Annotated in this window: 19 protein-coding genes and 1 riboswitch; of the genes, 5 read left to right on the forward strand and 14 right to left on the reverse strand. The window is 43.5% G+C overall.

The features are described 5' to 3' along the window. Positions 1–43: 43 nt before the first annotated feature. The 7 genes from murD to mraZ form a co-directional block, all read right to left on the reverse strand. Entirely contained in the window at positions 44–1,420 is a 1,377-nt protein-coding gene (gene murD, locus BLR84_RS26110; RefSeq protein WP_090473207.1) for a UDP-N-acetylmuramoyl-L-alanine--D-glutamate ligase, read from the reverse strand. 61 nt (positions 1,421–1,481) lie between these two features. After that, entirely contained in the window at positions 1,482–2,723 is a 1,242-nt protein-coding gene (gene mraY, locus BLR84_RS26115; RefSeq protein ID WP_090473208.1) for a phospho-N-acetylmuramoyl-pentapeptide-transferase, read from the reverse strand. 219 nt (positions 2,724–2,942) lie between these two features. Then, positions 2,943–4,403, reverse strand: coding sequence for a UDP-N-acetylmuramoyl-L-alanyl-D-glutamate--2,6-diaminopimelate ligase (locus BLR84_RS26120; RefSeq protein ID WP_090473209.1), 1,461 nt, complete (start codon positions 4,401–4,403; stop codon positions 2,943–2,945). Next, positions 4,400–6,508 carry a penicillin-binding protein gene (locus tag BLR84_RS26125; RefSeq protein WP_090473210.1) on the reverse strand — a complete coding sequence of 703 codons (2,109 nt, stop codon included), beginning with the start codon at positions 6,506–6,508 and terminating at the stop codon, positions 4,400–4,402. Before BLR84_RS26125 ends, BLR84_RS26120 begins: the two co-directional genes overlap by 4 nt. Beyond that, complete coding sequence (locus tag BLR84_RS26130) at positions 6,498–6,911, reverse strand: FtsL-like putative cell division protein (protein WP_090473211.1); 414 nt, start codon at positions 6,909–6,911, stop codon at positions 6,498–6,500. Before BLR84_RS26130 ends, BLR84_RS26125 begins: the two co-directional genes overlap by 11 nt. After that, positions 6,908–7,810 (reverse strand): 16S rRNA (cytosine(1402)-N(4))-methyltransferase RsmH, encoded by a 903-nt coding sequence (gene rsmH / locus BLR84_RS26135; RefSeq protein ID WP_090473212.1) that lies wholly within the window; start codon positions 7,808–7,810, stop codon positions 6,908–6,910. Before rsmH ends, BLR84_RS26130 begins: the two co-directional genes overlap by 4 nt. After that, positions 7,803–8,267, reverse strand: coding sequence for a division/cell wall cluster transcriptional repressor MraZ (gene mraZ / locus BLR84_RS26140; protein ID WP_090473213.1), 465 nt, complete (start codon positions 8,265–8,267; stop codon positions 7,803–7,805). Before mraZ ends, rsmH begins: the two co-directional genes overlap by 8 nt. Positions 8,268–8,525: 258 nt before the next feature. Between mraZ and BLR84_RS26145 the strand changes: the two genes are divergently transcribed. Continuing rightward, a complete protein-coding gene (locus tag BLR84_RS26145; RefSeq protein ID WP_090473214.1) occupies positions 8,526–9,476 on the forward strand; it encodes an amidohydrolase family protein in 951 nt (316 codons plus the stop codon). Between the two features lie 21 nt (positions 9,477–9,497). Here the strand turns inward: BLR84_RS26145 and BLR84_RS26150 are convergent, their stop codons facing one another. Both BLR84_RS26150 and BLR84_RS26155 read right to left on the reverse strand, forming a co-directional pair. Then, positions 9,498–10,727 (reverse strand): PepSY-associated TM helix domain-containing protein, encoded by a 1,230-nt coding sequence (locus BLR84_RS26150; RefSeq protein WP_176852158.1) that lies wholly within the window; start codon positions 10,725–10,727, stop codon positions 9,498–9,500. Positions 10,728–10,799: 72 nt separating this feature from the next. Beyond that, complete coding sequence (locus BLR84_RS26155; protein ID WP_090473216.1) at positions 10,800–13,283, reverse strand: TonB-dependent receptor; 2,484 nt, start codon at positions 13,281–13,283, stop codon at positions 10,800–10,802. Positions 13,284–13,469: 186 nt separating this feature from the next. Between BLR84_RS26155 and BLR84_RS26160 the strand changes: the two genes are divergently transcribed. Next, positions 13,470–14,783, forward strand: coding sequence for a polysaccharide deacetylase family protein (locus BLR84_RS26160; RefSeq protein ID WP_176852159.1), 1,314 nt, complete (start codon positions 13,470–13,472; stop codon positions 14,781–14,783). On the opposite strand, the gene BLR84_RS26165 is transcribed toward BLR84_RS26160, so the two are convergent. The 5 genes from BLR84_RS26165 to thiD all read right to left on the reverse strand — a co-directional run bounded on the left by BLR84_RS26165 (position 14,784) and on the right by thiD (position 19,736). Then, positions 14,784–15,206, reverse strand: coding sequence for a hypothetical protein (locus BLR84_RS26165; RefSeq protein ID WP_090473218.1), 423 nt, complete (start codon positions 15,204–15,206; stop codon positions 14,784–14,786). It lies immediately after the preceding gene. A 51-nt stretch (positions 15,207–15,257) separates the two neighbouring features. Next, positions 15,258–15,713 (reverse strand): DUF2314 domain-containing protein, encoded by a 456-nt coding sequence (locus BLR84_RS26170; RefSeq protein ID WP_090473219.1) that lies wholly within the window; start codon positions 15,711–15,713, stop codon positions 15,258–15,260. Positions 15,714–16,315: 602 nt separating this feature from the next. Then, positions 16,316–16,654 (reverse strand): cupin domain-containing protein, encoded by a 339-nt coding sequence (locus tag BLR84_RS26175; RefSeq protein ID WP_090473220.1) that lies wholly within the window; start codon positions 16,652–16,654, stop codon positions 16,316–16,318. A gap of 241 nt (positions 16,655–16,895) precedes the next feature. Then, positions 16,896–18,764: a CocE/NonD family hydrolase gene (locus tag BLR84_RS26180; protein ID WP_090473221.1), complete on the reverse strand. Its 1,869-nt coding sequence runs from the start codon at positions 18,762–18,764 to the stop codon at positions 16,896–16,898. 138 nt (positions 18,765–18,902) lie between these two features. Continuing rightward, positions 18,903–19,736, reverse strand: coding sequence for a bifunctional hydroxymethylpyrimidine kinase/phosphomethylpyrimidine kinase (thiD, locus tag BLR84_RS26185; protein WP_090473222.1), 834 nt, complete (start codon positions 19,734–19,736; stop codon positions 18,903–18,905). 55 nt (positions 19,737–19,791) lie between these two features. After that, positions 19,792–19,884, reverse strand: a riboswitch (TPP riboswitch). Positions 19,885–20,290: 406 nt separating this feature from the next. Between thiD and BLR84_RS26190 the strand changes: the two genes are divergently transcribed. The 3 genes from BLR84_RS26190 to BLR84_RS26200 all read left to right on the forward strand — a co-directional run bounded on the left by BLR84_RS26190 (position 20,291) and on the right by BLR84_RS26200 (position 23,959). Then, on the forward strand, positions 20,291–21,241 hold the full coding sequence (locus BLR84_RS26190) for an endo-beta-N-acetylglucosaminidase H (protein ID WP_090473223.1): 951 nt from the start codon (positions 20,291–20,293) through the stop codon (positions 21,239–21,241). Between the two features lie 32 nt (positions 21,242–21,273). Next, positions 21,274–22,506, forward strand: a complete 1,233-nt coding sequence (locus BLR84_RS26195) for an endo-beta-N-acetylglucosaminidase H (protein ID WP_090473224.1) — start codon at positions 21,274–21,276, stop codon at positions 22,504–22,506. Between the two features lie 121 nt (positions 22,507–22,627). Then, entirely contained in the window at positions 22,628–23,959 is a 1,332-nt protein-coding gene (locus BLR84_RS26200; RefSeq protein ID WP_090473225.1) for an EndoS/ChiA family endoglycosidase, read from the forward strand. Positions 23,960–23,983: the final 24 nt, after the last annotated feature.

A 23,983-nucleotide genomic window follows, 5' to 3' on the forward strand; every position in this document is an offset into this window, starting at 1 on the left:
TTTTCATTTGCACATCTGCATATTCGCACATCTTCACATCTGATTATAATTCCCTTACCGCGGCTTTAAACTGATTGCCACGATCTTCATAATTTTTAAACAGATCAAAACTGGCGCAGGCTGGCGACAACAATACGGTATCGCCCTTCTCGGCCAGGTGAAACGCCACTTGCGCGGCTTCCTGTGCCGAACCTGTATTCACGATCACTTCCACATCATCTTCAAAGGCATCATGAATACGTTTATTATCCTTGCCTAAACACACAATGGCTTTTACCTTTTGCTTTACCAGCTGCTTCAACATACTGTAGTCGTTCCCTTTGTCAACACCACCCAGGATCAATACCACATCTGTAGTCATGCTTTCCAACGCGTACCAGGTTGAGTTGACGTTGGTAGCTTTAGAGTCATTAATAAAACTAATGCCCGAAATTTTACCAACCGACTCCAGCCTGTGCTCGATGTTTTTAAAGTTGCCCATGCTCTCTCTCATCGTTTCGTTGCGCAGCTCCAGCACCTTTGATACAATACCTGATGCCATGGAGTTGTAAATGTTGTGCTTGCCCTGCAGGGCTAATTCTTTAATTGACATTTGAAAATGTTCTTGTTGTGTGTTGATGACAATATTGTCGTTTTCGAGATATGCTCCCGGTTTAATCTTGGTTTCAATTGAAAAGGGTAATTGCTGTGCTTCAAACGTACGCCCGGCCATCCCTTTGATGGTTTCCGGATCATCGGCACAATAAATAAAATAATCGGCCGCTGTTTGATTCTGTGTAACACGGAATTTTGATGCTGCGTAGTTTTCCAGCTTGTAATCGTACCTGTCTAAATGATCAGGCGTAATATTGAGCAAAACAGCAATATCAACCTTAAACCGGTACATATCATCCAGCATAAAGCTGCTTAGCTCCAACACATAATATTCAAATTTTTCAGTAGCCACCTGGTAGGCAAAGCTTTTACCAATATTACCCGCCAAACCCACATTTAATCCCGCGTTTTTAAGGATGTGGTAAGTTAAGCTGGTGGTAGTGGTTTTTCCGTTTGAGCCGGTGATACCTATGATCTTTGCATCGCAATACCTGCCAGCAAACTCTATCTCGGATACTACAGGAACACCTTTTTCTTTCAGCTTTTTAACGATCGGGGCTTTGTCTGGTATACCCGGACTTTTGATCACTTCAACCGCGTTCAATATTTCTGCCTCGGTATGCTGGCTCTCCTCAAAACGGATATTCCAGTCCTGCAGTTGTTTTTTATAGTTATCGGCAATGGCTCCAAAATCCGAAACAAAAACATCATACCCTTGCTGTTGGGCAAGGTATGCCGTACCCACACCGCTTTCGCCAGCGCCGAGAATGGCTAACCTTTGGGTTGCGTGTTGTGTGTTACGTGTTGTGTGTTCTTGTTGGTTCATTACTTTATTGCACTTATTTTCTTTGTCTTGTATCTTGATTCTTATCTCTTGATTCTATTACCTATCTCAGCTTCAATGTTATGATCGTTATAATGGCCAGCAGGATACCAATGATCCAGAAGCGTGTTACGATCTTGGCTTCATGGAACCCTTTTTTCTGGTAATGATGATGCAGCGGTGCCATTAAAAATATCCGCTTGCCTTCGCCCGATCTTTTTTTGGTGTATTTGAACCAGCCTACCTGCATAATAACCGATATATTCTCGATCAGGAATACACCGCATAGTACCGGGAGCAATAACTCTTTACGTATCACAATAGCAAAAACAGCAATGATACCACCAATGGCCAAACTACCGGTATCACCCATAAACACCTGCGCCGGATAGGAGTTGTACCATAAAAAGCCTACACAAGCACCCACAAACGCACCGGCAAATATTACCAGTTCGCCCGAGTTGGGTAAAAACATGATGTTCAGGTAATCGGCCATGGCAATGTTACCGGATACGTAAGCCAGTAGCGCCAGTGTAATCCCTATAATGGCCGAGGTACCGGTAGCCAATCCGTCGATACCATCGGTAATGTTTGCTCCGTTTGATATAAAAGTGATGATCAATATGACAAAGAACAGGAACACGACCAAACCGTATTGCTCATAACCAGGTCCCAGGAATTTTAATACCTTGGCATAGTCAAACTCATTGTTTTTATAAAAAGGCATGGTGGTTTTTGTCGACCGCACATCCTGTGTATAAACCGGCACATCTCTTTTCATGTGGAACTCAACCGGGGCATCAACCTTTACGGGTAGCTTCACTTCCTGCCTGATCACGATATCGGTATTGAAATACATTGTCCAGCCGATGATGAGCGAAAGCCCTACCTGACCAATGATCTTAAACCTGCCTGCCAGGCCCTCTTTATTCTTTCTGAAAACTTTGATATAATCATCCAGAAAGCCGATAGCTCCCAGCCATACCGTAGTGATCAGCATCAGGATGATGTATACGTTACCCAATTTGGCAAACAGCAGCGTAGGGATCAGGATACCTAATAAAATGATGATACCACCCATAGTAGGCGTACCAGATTTTTGCATTTGTCCTTCCAGGCCCAGGTTCCGTACCGTTTCACCAACTTGTTTAAAACGCAGGTAATCGATCAACCGACGGCCATATACGGTAGTGATGAGCAATGATGTTATTACAGCCAAAGCCGTACGGAAGGTGATATACTGAAATACCCCCGCTCCCGGAATACTGTAGTTTTTACTTAGATATGTAAATAAATAATATAACATCTTTACTCTTGATGTGCAGATGTGCAGATTTCAAATGTGCAAATGATGTATTTGCAGATTTTAGATGTGCAGACTTGCGGTTTTATGTTTTGATTATTTCTTATCGTTACTTGTTAGTTTATATTAATTGGTTGATGTTTTGTCTGAACCTTGATTATGGGATTAAAGGATTATATGATTCTGTCAATTCTTTAATTCTGTAAATTCTGATTCAGACAGCTAATTCATTAATTTAAACTGTGCTTCCAGTTCTTCCATATCATCGAAGTGATTTTTCACTCCGTTTATTTCCTGATATTTTTCATGCCCCTTACCGGCTACCAGTATAATATCGCCCGGATTGGCCAGCATGCATGCTGTTTTAATTGCTTCGTGACGATCTACAATACTCACTGTATGTCTTTTGAAAGCCGGGTCAACCCCTTCCTCCATATCTTTGATGATCTGTCCCGGATCTTCCGACCGTGGATTATCAGCGGTTAATATTACCTTATCGCTCCATTCACTGGCCACACGTGCCATAATTGGGCGTTTGGTTTTATCCCTGTCGCCACCACAACCAATCACTGTGATCACTTTCTCGTTCCCCTTGCGTATATCGTGAATGGTGCTCAATACATTTTGCACAGCATCAGGTGTGTGGGCATAATCAACTATACCTATTACCTTGTTGGGCGCTACTATATATTCAAAGCGGCCTTCGGCTCCGGTCAGCTTACTCAGGCTGGTTAGTACTTTAGCTTTATCCTGATCAAGCAGCATAGCTGTGGCGTAAACCGCCAACAGGTTGTAAGCATTAAACGTACCTACCATTTTAAACCAAACTTCTTCGCTATCAATGTGCAGCAGCAAACCATCAAACTGATTTTCCAGTATGCGGGCCTTATAATCGGCCATAGATTTTAATCCGTAAGTTTTTTTATGCGCCTCTGTGTTTTGCAACATCACACCGCCATTTTTATCATCACTGTTGGTAAGCGCGAAGGCTGTTTTTGGCAAACCATCAAAAAATGCCTTTTTGGCTTTCAGATAGCTGTCGAACGTTTTATGATAATCTAAATGATCATGCGTTAAATTGGTAAATATCCCACCAGAAAATACCAGATTGGCAATACGGTGCTGGGCTATGGCATGTGAACTTACTTCCATAAAGCAGTAATCACAGCCTTGCGCCACCATGTCTGCCAGTAAGCTATTCAGCTCAATAGGATCAGGAGTGGTATGGGTTGATGGGATCACTGTATCATTGATCTGATTTTCGACTGTTGATAATAAACCGCATTTATATCCCAGATCGCGAAACAGTTGGTACAACAAAGTAGCAACGGTAGTTTTACCATTGGTGCCGGTAACACCAACCAGCTTAAGCTGCTCAGATGGCTTGCCATAAAAGTTGGCGGCAACAATGCTTAATGCTTTACCAGAATCGGCCACCATCAAAAAGTCGACCTCAGCTACGGTATGTGCGGGCAGATCTTCACAAATAACCGCTATGGCGCCGCTTTTAATAGCCTGATCAATATAATCATGGCCATCAACCAGCGTGCCTTTTACGGCAACAAACAATGAACCCGGCTGAACTTTGCGCGAATCAAAGGTTACAGACGTAATTTCCACATCAGCGCTTCCCTGTAATTCAGTAAAAGCCAATCCATCCAATATATCACTTAAATACATCATTGTAATTCAATTGTTATTCGTGATCCTTTTGGTATGAGGCTGCCGCCGGTAACCGATTGTGTGGTTACTACACCGCTGCCGCGTACCGTTACTTTATAACCCGCATTGCCCAAAACATACAGGGCATCACTAAGGCCCATACCGGTGACTGCCGGAACGGTGCCGTTCTTATACCTTACTTCTTCAAAAGGGATCCCGTTGCTGGTATCAACCCCGCCCGCATCAGCATTTGCCGAAGCATACAGCGGTTTTACACCCAGTTTGGTATACACCTGTTTTAATGCTTTTAAATTACCTTGCTTTACTTTTGGCATACTGGTATTACCCACCAGGTGCGTAGCCGGGCTTTGGTTTATCTCCATATCGTTGGCATAAACCCTGTCTGCCACTTCCCTGAAAACCGGACCTGCAACCAGGGCCGCCAGGTAATTACCTTTTGTTGGGTTATTAATCACCACGATCATGGAATATTTAGGATGATCGGCAGGGAAATAACCGCAAAATGAAGCCTGATATTTTTTGTCTTTATAACCCAAAGTTCCATTAGCTACCTGTGCTGTACCGGTTTTACCAGCCACACTGTAAAGCTTGTTTTTAATAACGTTTTTACCAGTACCGTTAAGCACCACACCTTCCAACATACCCCTTATCTTACCCAGCGTAGCATCAGAACAAACATGTTCATTAATAACCCGGGCCTGAAACTGCTCAATAGGATTACCCAGACGGCGTATCTCGCGTACAAAAATGGGGGCTATAAGCTTACCATTGTTGGCTACCGAATTATAGTAAGCCAACATTTGCAAGGGTGTTAAATTCATTTCATACCCATAGGCCATTTCGGGCAGCGTATAGTTTTTATTCCAGCTGCGATTTGAAGGATTTTTGATCACCGGTTGACCTTCACCCCGTATTTGCAACTGCAACTTCTCATTTAAATGATAGCTGTACAGCTTATTGATATATTCCCAGGGATTACCACTATAGTATCTGGTGACCAATTTAGCTGCCGCCACGTTTGATGATTCTTCGAAAGCGCGTTTAACGCTCATCTCATAATTATCATGCTCGGTGTCGGTGATGGTTGGCCCCTTTGGGAATTTATATTTACCACCTTCGGCATTAACAATGGTACTGGTATCTATCTTATGCTGATCAAGCAAGGTCATGTACGAAGCCAACTTAAAGGTTGAACCCGGATCGATAGCGTTACTGATAGCATAGTTCATCTTTTCTTTATAATCACCTTCCTTGGTACGGGTAAAATTGGCTATAGCCCGCACCTCGCCGGTAGCTACTTCCATTAATACCACACAACCATGATCGGCCTCGCTTTTGATCAACTGTTTCATCAAAGCATCCTGCGCCACATCCTGAAAATTCACGTCGATGGTAGATATGATATCGGCACCATCTTTAGCCGCTATCTCTTCGTCGTCATCAACAGGCATCCAGGTTCCACCGGGAATGCGCTGCATTAACCTGCGTCCATTCTCGCCATTGATATAAGCCGAATAGGCCCCTTCCAGGCCTACCGCGTTTTTTACATTCTCATTCTTATAACCAATAGTACGGGCTGCCAGCGAATGAAACGGCAGTATGCGCTTATTCTGCTGCAACACGATAAGGCAATTCCTGGTCTTCCTTTTTTTGAAGATCGGGAAGTCCTTGATCTTTTTTAATTCCTGATAGCTTACCCTCCGTCTTAACAGTTGATAACGCGAACCATCTTTTCGGGCTTCACGAAATATCCTGGAGTATTCGCGGGCCGGTCTGTCGTTATACATTTTTGACAAATTCATAGCCAGCTGATCAACATTGTCATTAAACACGCTATCCTCGGCAATACCACCGGCCAGCATATCCATGTGCAACTCATACTCCGGAACAGAGGTAGCTAAAAGACTACCATCTACAGAAAAAATATTACCACGGGCAGCTTCAACGGTTTGATACTGGGCCGATAGACTGGCCGCCATATCTTTCCATTTTTTGCCCTGCACAAATTGCACCCGGCATAACTGCACCACTACAGCAAAAGCAAACAGCAATATCAGCCCGAAAGCGATATACACCCGCAGCAGAATGTTGGTTCTAATTCCCATCCTGATCCTCCTTTACTGTTATCTTTTGCGGCGGCTCAACAGACTGCCTTACCCCCAGGGTATCGGCGCGCTTAGCAACCTCGGTTAATGTACTTTTAAAGGCCATATCGGCTTTGGCTGTTTTGTAATCCCAACCACGCTCCTTTACCTCTTTTGTAATATCATCTATGTCACGTATCGTTTTTTCGGCCAGGTGCATATTACCAATGTATATCATCCCCAGGAAGGCTATATACATGATGAAGGGTAAAGCACCGGTAGCTGTTTCTTTTGTAATAAAGCCTTTGGCAAAAAACTGAGTAAAAAGATTGTCCTGAATTTCGCGCACAGGTTTTTCCTCCACGATGATATCCTGCTCCAATTCTTCTTCGTCCTGAATTTCTGTACGTAAACGATTAGTCATTTTTTTACAGCTATCCTTAATTTAGCGCTCCGTGCTCTGTTATTATTCTTTATTTCCTCATCCGATGCTGTTATAGCTCCACGGCTTACCGCATCCAATGGTTTATTGTTATTACCGTAAAAATCCTTCTCCACCTCGCCGCTGAATTTGCCTTTGGCGATGAAGTTTTTCACCAGCCTGTCTTCCAGCGAATGATATGACATCACCACCAGTCTGCCGCCAACCGCCAATACTTCTGCCGATTGAACCAGAAACTCTTTCAATGCTTCCAACTCCTGGTTAACCTCAATGCGCAATGCCTGGAACACCTGTGCCAGGTATTTATTTTCCTTACCACGTGGAATCCGGTTACTGATCGCGTTTTTCAGATCGGCAATGGTTACTATCGGCGCATTTAAACGCGCTGTCGCGATGGTTTCGGCCAGCGATTTCGCGTTCTGTATCTCACCGTAAATACCAAAAATGCGGTGCAGCTCGGCAACGGTGTAATTATTAACTACATCCTTAGCAGTAAGCTCACCCAGTTGATTCATGCGCATATCCAACTCGGCATCAAACCGGATCGAAAAACCCCGTTCGGCCTGATCAAACTGATATGACGAAACACCCAGATCGGCCAGTATACCATCAACCGGAATAGCGCCATGCAAACGGCAAAAGTTTTTGAGATAACGGAAGTTTTGATCAACAAATACAAAACGTTCATCCTCAATCAAATTCTGCTGCGCATCGGCATCCTGGTCAAAAGCCAGCAAAGTACCCTCGGGCCCCAAATGTTTTAATATCTCACGCGAGTGACCACCACCACCAAAAGTAACATCCACATAAGTGCCGTCCTTTTTAATGGCAAGTCCCTCAATACATTCATTGAGCATTACCGGTACATGATACTCACTCATCACCCCTCCTTGCTTTATTACCCATAACCCGCTGCGCCAGTGCGCTAAAGTTCTGCGGTTCATTGGAGAACGCTGCTTTATGCGCCTCCGCATCCCATACCTCAATTTTATTTAACTGGCAGGCCAGCACTACATCATTTTTTATACCCGCGTAATCCAGCAAAAACTTTGGCAACAACACCCTGCCGGCAGCATCAAGCGAAAGCTCAGTTGCGCCACGGGTGAAATATCTGATAAACTCTATGTTATCCTCCTCGTATTCGTTAAGTTTGCTCAGTTCGTCCAATTTTTTGTCCCATTCTGTTTTAGTATAAATAACCAGGTAATTTTTGAATCCGCGATTGATCACCAGGCCCTCAGTTTCAGCTTCAGGAAGCTTTTTTTTGAGCCCAGCAGGTATCATCATCCTTGATTTAGGATCCAGCTTACATTCAAATTCACCGGTTAAATAGGACATTTTAAGACTATGGCATAATATAATGAGTAAAAGTAAGGTACTTTTACCACTTTCTACCACTTTTTACCACCAAAAAGTTTTCAACATTTTTGGTGGGTATTGTGCTATATCCATAAAAAACAACGCTCATATATTTTCCAGAACTAAATTTGGTTCTTGATGCCTTTTGAGAAAGGGATTTAGGGAATCCACTATATGCCTTTCGGTTACAGGTTTTAAAAACTTAATTTAGCTGCTCATCATTAGCGTTTGTATCATATGCGCACCATCACTATAGAAGAACATTTTGCTACGCCTCTTTTTCTTGCGGGAGCAGGTAGCAGTATAAACGGATATCCGGAAACTGCTGAAAAACTGCTCGATCTGGGCGAAAAAAGGATTGCCGAAATGGATAGCGCCGGCATTGATATGCAGGTGCTGTCTATCACGCCGCCGGGTGTAGAGCAAAGCACGGGCGCTGAAGCCATTACTTTAGCTCAAGACATCAACGACACCCTGGCCCAGGCCATCGCCAACTTTCCGGATCGTTTTTCCGGGTTGGCCGCTATTCCGACTGCCGATCCTAAGGCAGCAGTTGCAGAATTAGACCGGGCAACTGGATCATTAGGATTCAAGGGAGCTGTTATTAACGGTCATGTTAACGGGCGTTACCTGGATGATCAATATTTTTGGCCCATATTTGAAAGTGTGCAGTCACTGGGCGTACCGATCTATCTGCATCCTACCAAACCGCCCAAAGCCATCAGCGATATTTATTACAGTGGTTTTTCACCCGTGATTGAAGAGTTTTTTGCGGGAGGGGGCTATGGCTGGCACATTGAAACAGGCATTCATGTAATGCGATTGATACTGGGTGGGGTGTTTGACCGTTTCCCTGATCTGCAAATAATTATCGGGCATTTAGGTGAATCACTGCCGTTTATGCAGCAGCGGATGAACAGGATGTTCTCTCCCGAACGTACAGGCCTGGAACGTTCTATAAGTGCCTATCTAAAAGAAAATATCCATTACACCATCGGAGGCTTTAATTATGAAGCACCATTCCGGAATTTATTGCTCGAGGTAGGTGCTGAACGGATTCTGTTTTCTGCCGACTATCCCTGGGCCTCAATGGCCAATGCCAGGGATTTTCTAATGGCGCTTCCAGTCAATGAAACCGAAAGACACAGGGTCGCATACCAGAATGCAGAGGCCTTATTAAAAATTTAGTTTTTTACTCATTCAATAGCTTTAAGCAGCAACTACAACCTTCTTTGCCAAGGGCTTCTTCTTTTTCTTGATGCGGTTTAACCACATCATTACCCCTGTTACCGGGAATATGAGCGACAAGGCACAAACCACAAAACTGATTATCTGGGTAGGCAAACCGTATACAGCTCCTGTATGAACCGGTTTTACAAATGCCCTTACCCGTTGACCCAAACTTTTAGAGGCAAACGTTTGAGATCCTGCCAGGCTGCCGCTGTACTGATCAATATAATAGATATCCGCGGTGGTTTCCAAAGCTCCTTTTGGCCAAACATTTACTGTATAGGTGGCCGATGAATCGCGCGGGAGGCGAACGCTATAATATTCGGCTGTGGCGATTGTTTTACCCATACCAGCTAAAACCGCGTCGGCAGATAAAGCTGCGGTGTTGGGTTTGTATACAGACAGCGGTGCTTTGGGTTGCTCTTTAACAGGTGGCTTTGACCCCAGAATAGCGAACAAGGTAACATTGGCCCATTTAAAGGTCATGATCAACCCGGTTAATACCACCACGATCAAAAACACCGAAGTATAAAAGCCGGTAACTATATGCAGGTCATGCGTTAACCTTTTGACACTGCCATCCCACTTAATTTTAAGACGTTGCCGCATGATCGCTTTTGTCTTGGGCCACCATAATATCACCCCTGTGATCAATATAAACAGAAAAATAAGCGTAGATAACGATACTACCCAATCGCCAAAACTATTCTTGGCTCCTAGTAAAAAGCGGTGAAACATCTCCACCTTATACAGAAAAGTTTGGCGACGGTTAAACTGTTCGATCACCTGACCTGTATAGGGGTTTACAAAAAGGGTTAGATTAGGCTTTTCATCCGCCTTTAGTTTCTTGTCTTTATGGTCATGGCCATTACCTTTTTTGCTTTTTTCTGTTTTTAGAGCTGGTTGCTCTGCGTCTTTTTTATTCTTCTTTTCAGGAATTATTACCGCTATTTCGGTGGCGCGCACTGGATCATTATACACCATAACCGACGAGAGTTTAGCCCGGGGCACCTGCTTTAAAGCCTCGGGTACCAGGTTCGCCAAAGTCATCCTTGTCTCCTGTGGTTTTATAGAGTAACGCTGCGGATGAAGCGCATGCTGTATCTCCTTTTCAAAAACCAGCATGGTACCCGTAAAACACGAGCAAAAAATGATAATACCAGCCGCGAGGCTCAGGTAAAGATGTATCGTGCGAAAAAAAATCTTCATAGCTGCTGTATCTGCAAAAACCGGTACGCAAAGCATAACCGGTTTAATATTTTATATTGTGGTTTAAAAATCTTAAAACTTATAAGCCAATGTGGTTAAAAACTGTCGCGGTGGTATTGGATTTATGCTGTAGTTTTCGTGCACATTGTAATTAAGCACATTACCTATGTTTGATATTTTGCCGATGATGGATAATTTTTTATAACTGTATCCTACCGATGCGTCAACCGTGGTAAACCCCGGAACATTAACCAGTCTTGTTCTGGGTTGTGTTGAAGTTGGTGTTTGTCCAACGGTATTGGCATTACCGGCAGTGCGATCGCCCAGGTAATAAACAGAAGCCCCAACTTTAAACCCTTTCAGATCACCATTATAAAAAGTATAGAATAAGCTGGTATTTGCGGTATGCTTCGGTACATTCACCAATGGCTGACCAGCTATATTGCTGCCTACCGCTGTTGGTGTTTTGGTATACCTGGCATTGGTATAGCTATAACCTGCTAATATATCAAGCCCCTTTACCGGATGGCCCGCAATATCCAGTTCAACACCATCACTTTTGGTTTGCCCTGTTAATGTTTTAATGTTGGTATTGGTATTAGGTGTAACCCCATCGGCCTGGAAAACTGCCGTTTGAGCCAGGTTATTATTCAGTATCCGGTAAGCCGTTACATTTACCGACAGATTACCATTCAGGAAATCGTTTTTAACACCAAATTCATATTGATCAAGCAGCGAAGGATCAAGTGGATTGTTATTAACATCGGTACCTGTATTTACAACAAACGAATTTGAGTAGCTGGCAAATAAAGCAGTATTGGTTAATGGTTTGTAAACTATGCCAACCCTTGGCGAAAATGCTTTATCCTCTTTACCGGCTGCGGGTTGTGCTAAAGCAGGGCTTGTGTTATAATAAGTACTAACCGTAGTAGGCGATATATATTGATATGACCAACGCAAACCAGCAAGCACCTTTACTTTATCCGATAAGCTGATCAAATCATTAAAATAAGCGCCAAAACGGTTTGTAAGCGTTAAAACGTTATAAAAAGGGTTCATGGTTGGCTTATCCGTACGCTGGGTATATTTAGTAAGGTCAAGAATGTTGATCTTATCATAAACTGCATTTTGAAGTGCATTATTCTGATCAAGATAACTTGATACTTTATTTACAGTAGCCACATAGGTGTAGTTGGTGTTTCTATACCAGTCGGCATCAACACCTACTAAAATATTATGTTTGATAGAGCCTGTATTGAACTGCCCGGTTATATTAAACTGAGCGGTATAATAATCTTCCAGTGTTTTAGCACGATTTAAGGTACGCGCCCAGTCGCCGGTAAGCGTATCGGGCAGCACACGTTCGGTAGTTTGATACTGACGATCAAAATGCTGATAGGAAAGCCCACCACTTAACTGCCATAAACTATTGATCTGGTGATTAATAGTAGCTGTAGCCGTTGTTTGCTTGGTGTTACCGGTTGACCATGATGCACCCAGGTAACGGTTACGCGGTACTTTGGCAATTACATTATTGATTTGCCCGGTTCCAAAATCAGGTGTAAAATCATAGTTCAGATAATCACCTTCAACAATGATTTGGGTTTTATCACTGATCTTGTACAAGAACGAGGGATTGATGTATTCACGTTCTGATTTTACGTTATCGCGAAAGCTTTTAGCATTTTCATAGGTTCCGTTTACGCGGTATGCCAATTTAGATGATATAGGACCATAAACATCAAAAACCGGCTTATACAGATCGTAACTACCATAAGTCATGGATACCTGGCCACCTTGTTCAAATTTTGGTTTTTTGGTAACCAGGTTCAGTATACCGCCTGGTGCAACGTTGCCATAAAGCAAAGCGGCACTGCCTTTTAAAACCTCCACCTGTTCAAGCGAGCTGATCTCAGGCATTACACCTGAGTTTATACGGAAACCATTCTTAAACATATTGGTGCTTGAAAAATTATACCCACGCGCGCCAAAGGTTTCCTGGGTATTGCCACGGGCACTGTATAAATAAACACCGTTGATATTTTTAGTTACATCACTTAACCGTAATGATTGTTGCTGATCAAGCACATCGCGCCCTATAACGGTAACACTTTGAGGCAGATCCATAGGCGATACATTTATTTTACCTACACTCAACTTTTTACTATTGATGGTTTTTGTAGATGATATAACCACCTCATTAAGTTGCGCCGAACTTTCACTCAGTATAAAACTAACAGTAGTAGTTTGTTTGGCTTGTACCTCTACCGTTTTCTCTTCACTTTTAGTACCGATATATGATGTTGTTAATAAATAAGTTCCGGGTTTTATGTTGTTAAAGATGAAGGAACCATCGCCAATGGTCATGGTACTTTTATTTAAACCTTTTATAGATACATTAACAAATGCTGCCGGTAAACCGTCGCTTGTTTTAACAAATCCGGATATCTTTCCGTTAACGCCTTCATCATCGGCTTTTGCTGTTAAAATAGTTATGAATAGAACTAAAAGGAGGAAAGAAAATTTTTGCAGGGTATTGTGTAAGTATTTTGCCATTTAATTTAGATTGAGTCTAATTAAGCGCAAAAATAACAACGCAATCCTGATTTGCAAACATTATTTAGAATTAGTTTAAATTAATAAAAACATGATCATCGCATAATTAACTATTTTGTTACAAAAGCATTAATACAAAGCATCATTGTGTAAGTATGTTATATTAGCTACATAAACCTTTTTATGATGAAAAAACTGCTTCTGCTGGTTATCGCTACATTGTCTTTAAGTCCATTGGTAAAGGCCCAACCAGGTAAAACCCAAATAACCAAATGGCAGTATGGCCGCAACGGAGCGGTATCCATTACCTGGGACGATGGCTCTATCAATCAGTTCAAAGTAGCATTACCCATACTCAACAGGCTGCAATTACCGGCTACGTTTTTTATCATTACCGGGCAAATACCGGGTTCACAATATCATGGCAAATTCATTGGCCGCCCGGTAAAAGATATTATCAAGGAAACAGCTACCATACCAACCAATAAGGACAACTTTTTCGAGCGGGCTTCAGCAGCCGGATATCTGGGCTTGATCGGTCCGCTGGATTATCATTATAAAGCCGGATCACTGGTAGATACCGGTAAAACCGAAGCTGCCTATAAAGCCATTGATGAGTGCTATGCTAAAGTGCGCAATGGCGAATTTAAACCCGGCGTACAGCATAACGACGAATATAAAGACGCTCACGGCACTACTTGGGCACAGATCAAAGCTTATGCCGCGCAGGGGCATGAATTTGCCAGCCATATGGTAACCCACCCCCGCCTGGCAGCACTGGACGAAACCAATTTAATGTACGAAGCCGAAAAAAGCCGGCTGGATGTTTTAAATCATTTAGGCCTCGCATACACCTTCAGTGCCGAAGGACCGTTTGGAACCGAGAATGAGCGTGCCGTAGCTTACCTGGCCAAGGTTTATCCTGCCCTGCGCAACCGTATGCCCGAACCCTGGCTCAAAGAAATAAGCCGCGGTAACAAGGATACCCCTGGCAATACCAATAAGGAATATGTACAATACCAGCGTGGTGCAACAACCAAAACCCCATTACCCATGATGAAAGCCTGGGTAGATACCACCATGACCAGAAAAGATACCTGGCTGGTACTTACCCATCACGGCGTTGACGGTATAGGCTGGGAAGCCCTACCCCACCAGGAGCTGGACGAATATTTTACCTATATTAAAGATCACCAGGACAAACTTTGGGTGGCCACATTTGGCGATGTAACCAAATACATGCGCGAAAGGCAAAGCGCCAAAGTACAAAGCAGTTTAAAAGGCAGTAAAATAACCGTTACTATCAGCCACCCGCTTAGTAAAGTTTTTTACAACATTCCGCTTACACTTAAAACCCATGTGCCGGCCGGCTGGAAAAACGTAAGCGAGGTACAGGGCAGTAAAAAACAATCGCTTAAAGTAATTGCCGATAGCAATGGCTCCTATGTAATATACCAGGCCTACCCTAATGTTTCTCCGGTGAACTTGTCGGCTATCTGATCAGTCAAATACTATCTTATCCGGACCTGAGACCTTTTTGATATGGCAATTGCAGCCTCCGGATATTTTGATGGTTGAACTTAGCGTTTGATGGGTTGCCGCGTTAGTGGCAGTTATTTTTACATCGTCCCCCTCTGTCGAAAAATCTTTGATATTATCGTCTGTAGCTAATAGTGTGAAGCCTTGCACAAAATCAATATTAGGGGGGTACTTTACTGGTGACAATGCCTTGTTGGTACGCAGGTTAATGGCCGAAAAACCAGTGATCGCCGGGTAGGTATTTTGCTTATCGGTGATGACAATTCCCAGGTAAGTATACTCCAGGGTACAGGTTTGTACGCCACAGCCGTTTTCTTGTTTGTTTCCTTTGCAGGCAGCAAAGCCAACAATTAATAATAGCAGGAAAGGTACTTTCTTTATCATAATCAGGGTTTTATACCTATTACGACAGGAAAGTTATAAATGCTACAAAAACTACTGCTTGCTGTTCAGGTATTTCTCTGAAAATTCGCCTGTTATTTTCTTGGTTCTCAGGTTATGAACAGCCCAATCCTCCACGTCTGCTTGTTTAATGCTGATCTTATCGCCCAGCTTAATATCTTTAAGCGTAAAAGGCGAATCGATAAATATGGCTTTAAAAACCCCATTGCTATAGCCAACCACTTCCGACCACATATGTTCATGGGTGTCGCCCTCTGCAAAGTCGGATTTTACCACAAAACGGTAGCCCTGACTATCGCCTCCGTGCTTTTGCAGGCTATCTATAAACTGGGGCAAGTATTTCTGAGCTGTACGTTTTAAGGCCAAAAAACCCGCGTCGTTTTTAGATAATGGTACCGATTTATACACCACATTATTTTCCACCTTGGTTTGTTGACCATAGGCACCGGTTATAATGAACAGCAATAAAATAAACAGTAAATTTTTCATGCGTTTTTCACTGATAAGTTTGGATCTTCAGGTTTCAACTCCAAAACTATAGTTTAGTGCAAATCCTGCATTATACCACAACCGTTATTTTTATACCGAATTTTCATTGATCTACGGGCGACAAAAACTTTTTAAAGCTTTATTTTAACACTTTTTTAACTAAAAATAGGGTCAAAACGTGTCGAAAACTGCTCAAAACTTATTCAAAACCCCTCATTTTAACACTTTTTAACAAATTTTAACATGGTTTTGATAGGTTTAAAAAGTATTAAATTACTGACTATCAAATAACTAAACAAAAAACAATTGATTTTTGGGCTTGTTTTTCTCTTAACTAAACAGCCCGGTTTTCTAAAAAAATAGAAAACCGGGCTGTTTGTACTAATATACGAAATATTGGCCGATCATACAAGATGATGGGGCAACAAGTAGAGGTCATGCCGAATTTATTTCGGCATCCCACTTGCAGGTAAGCACAGGATAGGTCTGCAACAGGCAAATCGCAGATCCGGCAAGCCTGAATATCCTGTGGGATGCCGAAATAAATTCGGCATGACATGCTGCATTTTTCAACTCGATTTCCTTGATCGCAGCATACCTGCTTAGCCCATTACCGTCTCCGTGTTTTTATGCTCGATGGTGAGGTTTACAGACCTTTCCCCTCCGGGTCGGGTACGGTGACGTGTATTTTGGGGAATGGTTAACAATTGCCCGGGCTGCAATTCGAGGGTGCCGGTTTCCAGATCGATCAGCAGGGTGCCTTCCAGTACCAGGAAGGTTTCGTCGGAATTGGGGTGAAGGTGCCAGAAATAGGCTTCGGTCATGATCCCGATCCGTACGATATGATCGTTTACGCTACTCAGGATGGTATTGAAATAATCCTCCGGGTGTTCTGCCGAAATCACCTTTGTATCGATAACAGTTAGTTGTAAAGGTTCCATATAAAATCAAATTATACAAAGTTTCAATAGCGATCCGGCAAATGGCTATTGCAGATACAGATAACAATCACAGGGAGCAATTTATGCAAGTGACAACGCTACCGTTCTATTCCATAAACCCCTTCCTACCCTTCCCCAGGGAAGGAATCGCACCATCCTTTGCTTTTTTAACTTTTGCTATAACGGATGCTGAATGATTCAGCCTTCAACATTCAGCATCCGGTGTTCGATATTTATTGCCCTATTCTATCACCCTTACTTTCAAAAAACTTGGGCTATCTTTTGAGGTATAAACGCGGTGGGTGGCCTTTTTAAAGTCGGTATCTTTTGCTTTCATGATATCCTGGAACTGCTGGGTATTCCTGTCAATAAGTGGGAACCAGGTACTTTGCACCTGCACCATTAAGCGGTGCCCTTTTTTAAAGGTGTGCAGCACATCCTGCAGCTCAAAATTAACCGGCGTTACCTGGCCTGGTACAAATGGCTCAGGTTTACCAAAATCATTGCGGTATTTACCACGAATAGCCTCGCTGCGTACCATTTGCTGGTAGCACGACAGGTACACATCCTTGCCTGTCCGCTTATTGTTTTTGGTTGAATCGGGATATACATCAATTACCTTAACCACCCAGTCGGCATCGGTACCTGTGGTTGATACTTTCAGATTGGCCCAGATGTTACCGGCCAATGTTACGTCCTTATCCAGCACATCGGTTGCATAAGTTAGTACATCGGGCCTGCGGGCGGCAAAACGCTGATCGCCGGTCATGTACTCCCGCTTCATATCCATGGTAATATCGTTTGTAAAAGGCACCGGTTTGTTTGGATCAGATACAAACTCATCAAAGCTGCCAGCTGTAGTTGCCGGCGCATCAAAAGACAATTTACCGCCGGGTAACAGGTACAGGTTCTTTTCTGCAGCTTCTTTTGATGGCCAGGCATTATAGGTTTTCCATTGATTGGTGCCGGTTTCAAATGCGGATACCGGTGCCAGGCTTAGTTCAGTACCTTTGAGGTAGTGACTAAAAAAGGCGAACTCTATCTTTTCGCGATAAAAAGGTCCGGTTGGCCCGCCAAAATCTACATCGCCTAAATGGTCGCCATCGCCGCGGGCCCAGCCGCCATGCACCCAGGGCCCCATGGTAAAGTAAACGGGTGTTTTAGGGTTTTCTTTTACCAATGTTTTGTAGGTATTGATAGCGCCGTACAGATCTTCGGCATCATACCAGCCACCGGTAACCAGCACCGCGGTTTTAATATCGTGCAGGTGGGTTAACACGTTACGATCTTTCCAATGCTGATCATAATCGGGATGATCCAGCATCTCGTTCCACAGGCGGATGGTATCTTTATAAAATTTATCGTTCGTGTTTTTTACCGAACCCATCCGCATGAAAAAATCATAACCATCTTCTGTTCCTGCATTAAGTCCGGGTGCACGGCGTTGCGTAGGCTTATCATCCTGACGATTGGTGAAAAACGGATAAAATCCAAAGTTAGCTACCAACATAAAGGCACCGTTATGAAAAGCATCATCTCGGTACAGATCGGCCATGGGAGCCTGCGGTGATGCGGCTACCAGCGCCGGATGGCGACTCAGCAATGATGCTGTGGTATAAAAACCGGGGTACGAAATACCCCACACCCCTACTTTACCATTGTTGTTAGGCAGATTTTTAAGCAGCCAGTTGATGGTATCATAAGTATCGGTGCCTTCATCAACATCGTTTTTGGTTTTGTGCACCTCTTTTTCGGGCGTCATTTCTTCAAAAACACCTTCACTCATCCAGCGGCCACGCACATCCTGGTAAACAAAAATAAAACCATCATGCACAAATAAGGATGATGGCCCCAGGCCCCCTTTATACAAATCGGTCCCATAGGGTGCAACGCTGTAGGGCGTGCGGTCCATCATGATGGGATACTTTTTCGACTGGTCTTTGGGTACGTATACCGAGGTAAACAGCTTTTTACCATCGCGCATGGGTATCTGGTATTCGTATTTCTGATAATTGGCCTTAATGTATTCCGCATCAGGTGCCTGGGGCTGGGCATATACGCTGATAGCCGTTATCGTCAGCCACAAATAGGTAAATAAAGTTTTTTTCATTTAATTAGTTAATCAAGCCCTAAATGTACCTGAATAAAATAAAAGAGGCAACTGGTGTTTGGTCTTGAGTTAGGAGCAGTGATTTATGGGTTAACTTAAACTTTCAGGAGACCCCGAGTGGACAAAAAAGCTACCCACCTATTTGTTTATGATTAGTTTTTGCGGATCAAAAAAGTGATTCAGCGGACCATTGCCTTTACCAGTTTGTACATCTTTTCCAGTCAGTATGGCCTGGTGCACGTATTCCTGTGCAAGGGCTATCGCATCGGGCAGTGATCTTCCTTGTGCGATGTAAGCAGCTATGGCCGATGACAGGGCGCATCCTGTGCCGCGGGTATTTTGGGTATCTATTTTTTCAAAACTGTATTCCTGTACCTTGCCATCGTTTGTAAAATATAAGGAGGTTAATTGCGCAGCATCCAGATGACCGCCTTTTAATAATACGGAGCGTGCTCCCAGCTCCATGAGCTTTTTACCGGCTATCCGCATATCATCTATGGTATGTACAGGCATCCCGGTTAAAACAGCGGCTTCATCTAAATTAGGGGTAATAACAGCCGCCAGCGGGAACAGTTTTTTAACAATTGCTTCTATCGTACTATCCTCCAAAAGCCGGTGCCCGCTGGTTGATACCATAACCGGATCAAATACCACCAGAACCTCCGGGTACTGTTGCAGGGTATTTACAATGACCTCAAGCACCTCAGTTGTATGCACCATACCTATCTTAATAGCATCCGGGAAAATATCATCCAATATGGCTTGCAGTTGTGCTCCCACCACTTCGGCAGGGATAGAGTGAATGGACCTTACCCCACAGGTATTTTGCACCGGGAGCGCGGCGAGCACCGAAGTAGCGTAGCATCCCAACGCCGAGATGGTTTTGATATCGCCCTGGATACCTGCGCCTCCGCTGCCATCGAATCCCGCAATCGTTAAAACGGATGGATAACTAGATATCTTCTTATTCATGGTTTACAATTTCATAAAAACATGGCTTCGGGGCGCAGAACTAAGCGCTACAGGCAGGTATGTCCCGACTTTTCCCTACGCCGGTATCAGCCGGATCAGGTTCAAAGGGTTTCTCTCAATTCTTTACAGAATACCCCTAAAGCCATGGCAAATGTAGTTTTTTTCCTGGTGGCATACTATCGGCTATAGCGGCAAACGATGTTATTAAACCATATATAGCCATAATATGTATATTAATATAATTAAATTTTAATTACTTGTAGGCAATTGTTATTTATTGTTTGTCTATATACCTGTAAACCAATTAAATCATTACGCATATAAACCCATTAATATATGCCCATTACATTACCGGATAGTAAAAAATACCTAACATTTATTAGTTATTTAACTAAACATATTATAATGCTAAATCGTTTAACACCCAACCCTCCCTATTAATTTACCCCAATTATCCCTTCGTTGCCATCAATAAAAGCCGATACGCCTATGGATAAACACCGCTCTTAATACCAATTAAAAACTTATAAAAAAACCAATTTAAAAAACCGACAATGAGAAAAACATCTAATTTATTATTGACCAAAGCCTCAGTGGCCGTATTAGGCTTTTCGCTGCTGTTTACAGCAGCCTGTAAAAAGGATTTGGCTCCCACTCCGCAGGCAGACAATGCCTCATCAAAATTAAGCACCGATGCCATTGGTGTTAGCGGCCCAAAAGGCGTTTGCTATGTGGAAGTAAACAGCAACGACATCCGTAACGTAGGCAAATACACCTTATCAACCGGGCAGCAATTGTTTGATATCGGTATTATATTCGCGGCCAATATTAATTACAACACCACCACCCAAAAGGCCGAATTATTTTTCAATCCGCAGGTAACTAATGTACTGAGCAACAAAGCTACTTATATCCAACCTTTGCAGGCCAAAGGTATTAAGGTAATGCTTTCTATATTGGGTAATCACCAGGGAGCGGGCATCACCAATTTCCCAAGCCAGCAAGCTGCGCAGGATTTTGCGCAATTGTTAGCCAATGCGGTAACCGCTTACGGACTTGACGGTATTGACTTTGACGATGAATATGCCGATTATGGCACCAACGGAACCGGGCAACCCAACTCCAGCTCATTTGTTTACCTGGTAACCGCCTTACGTCAACTGATGCCTACCAAATTGATTTCCTTTTATTTTTATGGCCCTGCTGCATCTCGTTTAAGCTTTAACGGGGTAACCGTTGGTTCAAAAGTTAATTACAGCTGGAATGCCATTTATGGTTCGTACTCGGTACCAAATGTTCCGGGCTTAGCTAAAAGTAACCTGGGGCCTGCCGCTATTGATATCCAGAGCACCAGCTCATCAACCGCTGCTTCACTGGCAACACAAACCGTAAACAATAGCTATGGTATCTACCTGTATTATAACCTGCCCAATACAGATGCACATACTTACTTAACAAGCGTATCTAATAAGCTTTATGGTAAGGCTACCGTGAAATTGCCCTAACATTTACCCTAAAAAACCAATAAAAAACCGACATGAAAACATCTATGAATTTATCCTTTAACAGGATAACTATGGTCATACTAGGCTCCGCGCTAATGTTCACGGCTGCCTGTAAAAAAGACCTGGCCCCCACCCAGCAAACAAACAATGCTTCATCAAAATTAGGTACTAACGCTATTGGCGTTAGCGGTCCCAAAGGCGTTTGTTATGTGGAGGTGAATAATAACGACATTCTAAACTTGGGCAATTATACCTTATCAACCGGGGAACAGCTTTTTGATATCGGTATCATATTCGCGGCCAATATTAATTACAACACCACTACCCAAAAGGCCGAATTATTTTTTAATCCTCAGGTAACTACGGTGTTAAACAATGCAGCCACCAAGATACAGCCTTTACAGGCCAAGGGTATAAAAGTGCTGCTCTCTATACTGGGTAATCACCAGGGAGCGGGCATCACCAATTTCCCAAGCCAGCAAGCTGCGCAGGATTTTGCGCAATTGTTAGCCAATGCGGTAACCACCTACGGACTTGACGGTATCGACTTTGATGATGAGTATGCCGACTATGGAACCAACGGAACCGGTCAGCCAAATTCAAGCTCATTTGTTTACCTGGTAACCGCCTTACGCCAGTTGATGCCAACCAAGATCATTTCTTTTTATTTTTATGGCCCGGCGGCTTCCCGCTTGAGCTTTAACGGGGTAACCGTAGGCTCAAAAGTTGATTACAGCTGGAATGCCATTTACGGCAGCTATTCTGTACCAAACGTACCGGGATTAGCGGCCAGCAACCTCGGCCCTGCTGCTATTGATATCCAAAGCACCAGCGCATCAACAGCGGCATCCCTGGCCACCCAAACCGTCAATAACAATTATGGCATATATCTGTACTACAACCTGCCTAATGCCGACTCACACACTTACCTGAGCAGTGTTTCCAACGCGTTGTATGGTAAAGCAACGGTATTTGGCAGCGGCGGCGGTACTACCTCCGGTGTTACTTTTTACCAGGATATCAATTATGTTGGCACCGCCACCAGTACCATACCCAAGGGTAACTATACCTTATCGCAGTTGCAGGCCCTGGGTTTTGTGAACGACTGGGCATCGTCGGTAAAAATACCTACGGGATGGACTGTAACCATGTACGGAGATGATAATTTTACCGGTACTTCCTGGACGCTAACCTCCAACACTACCAATTTCACCACCCTTTCGCCCAACGCGAACGATGTAGTAAGTTCTGTTAAAATTCAATAACAAAATAAGAGTCAAGAATCGAGAATCAGGAATCAAGACAGGAACAAAATCCTCCAGGAATCATTTTTCCAAACGCTTGATTCCTGACTCTCTCTATTACCTATTTATAAAAACCCCCATTATGAAAAAAAGATTGCTCTCTCTTAAAACCGGTCTGCTTATGTTAAGCATGTCGGCTCTGGCCCTCACTCAATCCTGTAAAAAGGATAATGGAAGCGCTGCCGAAAAATTACAAGCCGCAGCTGCGTCCAAAAATGGTTTAACAACGATGTCGACCACTTCAAATGCCGACCTGATCGCTTACAAAAATAGTGTACATAAAATATTTGTAGGCTTTCTGGTAGGGGATGGTGCCGACCCGGCTGCCAGTTATAATCCAGCCAATGCGCCAGACAGTACCGATTTCCTGGAGTTTTTTGCAGGAAATGATGCCACCAGGTCACATTGGCGCGCTGCCCAGGCCAAGGGAACCAGGATCGTGGTATGTCATTTTCTGGGCGATGCCTATTTTGATGGTTCATCCAAGGATCCTGCTACGCCAACTTCAACCGCCACCGTTGCAACAGCAACCAGCACTTATGATCATTGGTCGCAGGTCATGTATAACCAGCACATTGTAGCCGATTCTTTGGATGGTATAGATCTGGATATCGAGTCCGGTACCATCGACAACAAAAATGTAACCAGCAGCAGCTATCCGAATTTATTGAAATCAGTGGCTAAATGGTTCGGACCAAACTCCACCTCGGCGGTTACATTAAGTATGGGTAAAAAACCAGTGTTTTTTTATGATACCGATGGCTCCCTGGATAACAACAGTTTAACCGGCACCAAAAGCAATTATGACTATATATTATTCCAGTCCTATACTACCGGAAGCCATTTCTGGAGTGGCAGCGGAACACAGAGTTTTAGTCCGCTGGTTACCGCGTACGGATTGGATAAGCTCATTTTCCTGGTTAACGGAGACAGCTTTAAACATGCCGACGGCACCGAGGATCAATCGGGTGGCGACGCCAAAGCAACGTCAGATCTGTACAGCTATGCCAACTGGGTTAAAGCTAATAATGGAACCGGTGTAGGCGCTTACCGCATGAGCCGCGATTATAACCACACCCCTCCATTTATAGTTTCCAGAAACGCCATTCAGCTCATGAACGGTACAGGAGGCGGTACTACAACCACCGGTGTAACTTTTTATCAGAATACCAATTACAGCGGTACGGTTACCAGCCTTATACCTAAAGGCACTTATACCCTGGCCCAATTACAGGCTTATGGTTTTGTAGACAACTGGGCATCATCAGTAAAAGTACCGTCGGGCTGGACGGTGATCATGTATACCAACAATAACTTTGGCGGTACCTCATGGACACGTACGGCCAACACGCCTGATTTTACCACCTTATCGCCAAATGCCAATGACAAAGTAACCTCTGTTAAAATTCAATAAATACTAACTGATCATACCCGGTAT

Origin of the sequence: Mucilaginibacter sp. OK268 (assembly GCF_900103125.1) — a bacterium.
GTDB lineage: Bacteria > Bacteroidota > Bacteroidia > Sphingobacteriales > Sphingobacteriaceae > Mucilaginibacter.

Coding starts and splice junctions, on each gene's coding strand:
- BLR84_RS26200 (WP_090473225.1), top strand. CDS start 22,628: ATGAAAAAAAGATTGCTCTCTCTTAAAACCGGTCTGCTTATGTTAAGC.
- BLR84_RS26165 (WP_090473218.1), bottom strand. CDS start 15,206: ATGATAAAGAAAGTACCTTTCCTGCTATTATTAATTGTTGGCTTTGCT.
- BLR84_RS26155 (WP_090473216.1), bottom strand. CDS start 13,283: ATGGCAAAATACTTACACAATACCCTGCAAAAATTTTCTTTCCTCCTT.
- mraZ (WP_090473213.1), bottom strand. CDS start 8,267: ATGTCCTATTTAACCGGTGAATTTGAATGTAAGCTGGATCCTAAATCA.
- BLR84_RS26170 (WP_090473219.1), bottom strand. CDS start 15,713: ATGAAAAATTTACTGTTTATTTTATTGCTGTTCATTATAACCGGTGCC.
- mraY (WP_090473208.1), bottom strand. CDS start 2,723: ATGTTATATTATTTATTTACATATCTAAGTAAAAACTACAGTATTCCG.
- BLR84_RS26120 (WP_090473209.1), bottom strand. CDS start 4,403: ATGATGTATTTAAGTGATATATTGGATGGATTGGCTTTTACTGAATTA.
- thiD (WP_090473222.1), bottom strand. CDS start 19,736: ATGAATAAGAAGATATCTAGTTATCCATCCGTTTTAACGATTGCGGGA.
- BLR84_RS26175 (WP_090473220.1), bottom strand. CDS start 16,654: ATGGAACCTTTACAACTAACTGTTATCGATACAAAGGTGATTTCGGCA.
- rsmH (WP_090473212.1), bottom strand. CDS start 7,810: ATGAGTGAGTATCATGTACCGGTAATGCTCAATGAATGTATTGAGGGA.
- BLR84_RS26125 (WP_090473210.1), bottom strand. CDS start 6,508: ATGGGAATTAGAACCAACATTCTGCTGCGGGTGTATATCGCTTTCGGG.
- BLR84_RS26145 (WP_090473214.1), top strand. CDS start 8,526: ATGCGCACCATCACTATAGAAGAACATTTTGCTACGCCTCTTTTTCTT.
- BLR84_RS26180 (WP_090473221.1), bottom strand. CDS start 18,764: ATGAAAAAAACTTTATTTACCTATTTGTGGCTGACGATAACGGCTATC.
- murD (WP_090473207.1), bottom strand. CDS start 1,420: ATGAACCAACAAGAACACACAACACGTAACACACAACACGCAACCCAA.
- BLR84_RS26160 (WP_176852159.1), top strand. CDS start 13,470: ATGAAAAAACTGCTTCTGCTGGTTATCGCTACATTGTCTTTAAGTCCA.
- BLR84_RS26150 (WP_176852158.1), bottom strand. CDS start 10,727: ATGAAGATTTTTTTTCGCACGATACATCTTTACCTGAGCCTCGCGGCT.
- BLR84_RS26130 (WP_090473211.1), bottom strand. CDS start 6,911: ATGACTAATCGTTTACGTACAGAAATTCAGGACGAAGAAGAATTGGAG.
- BLR84_RS26190 (WP_090473223.1), top strand. CDS start 20,291: ATGAGAAAAACATCTAATTTATTATTGACCAAAGCCTCAGTGGCCGTA.
- BLR84_RS26195 (WP_090473224.1), top strand. CDS start 21,274: ATGAAAACATCTATGAATTTATCCTTTAACAGGATAACTATGGTCATA.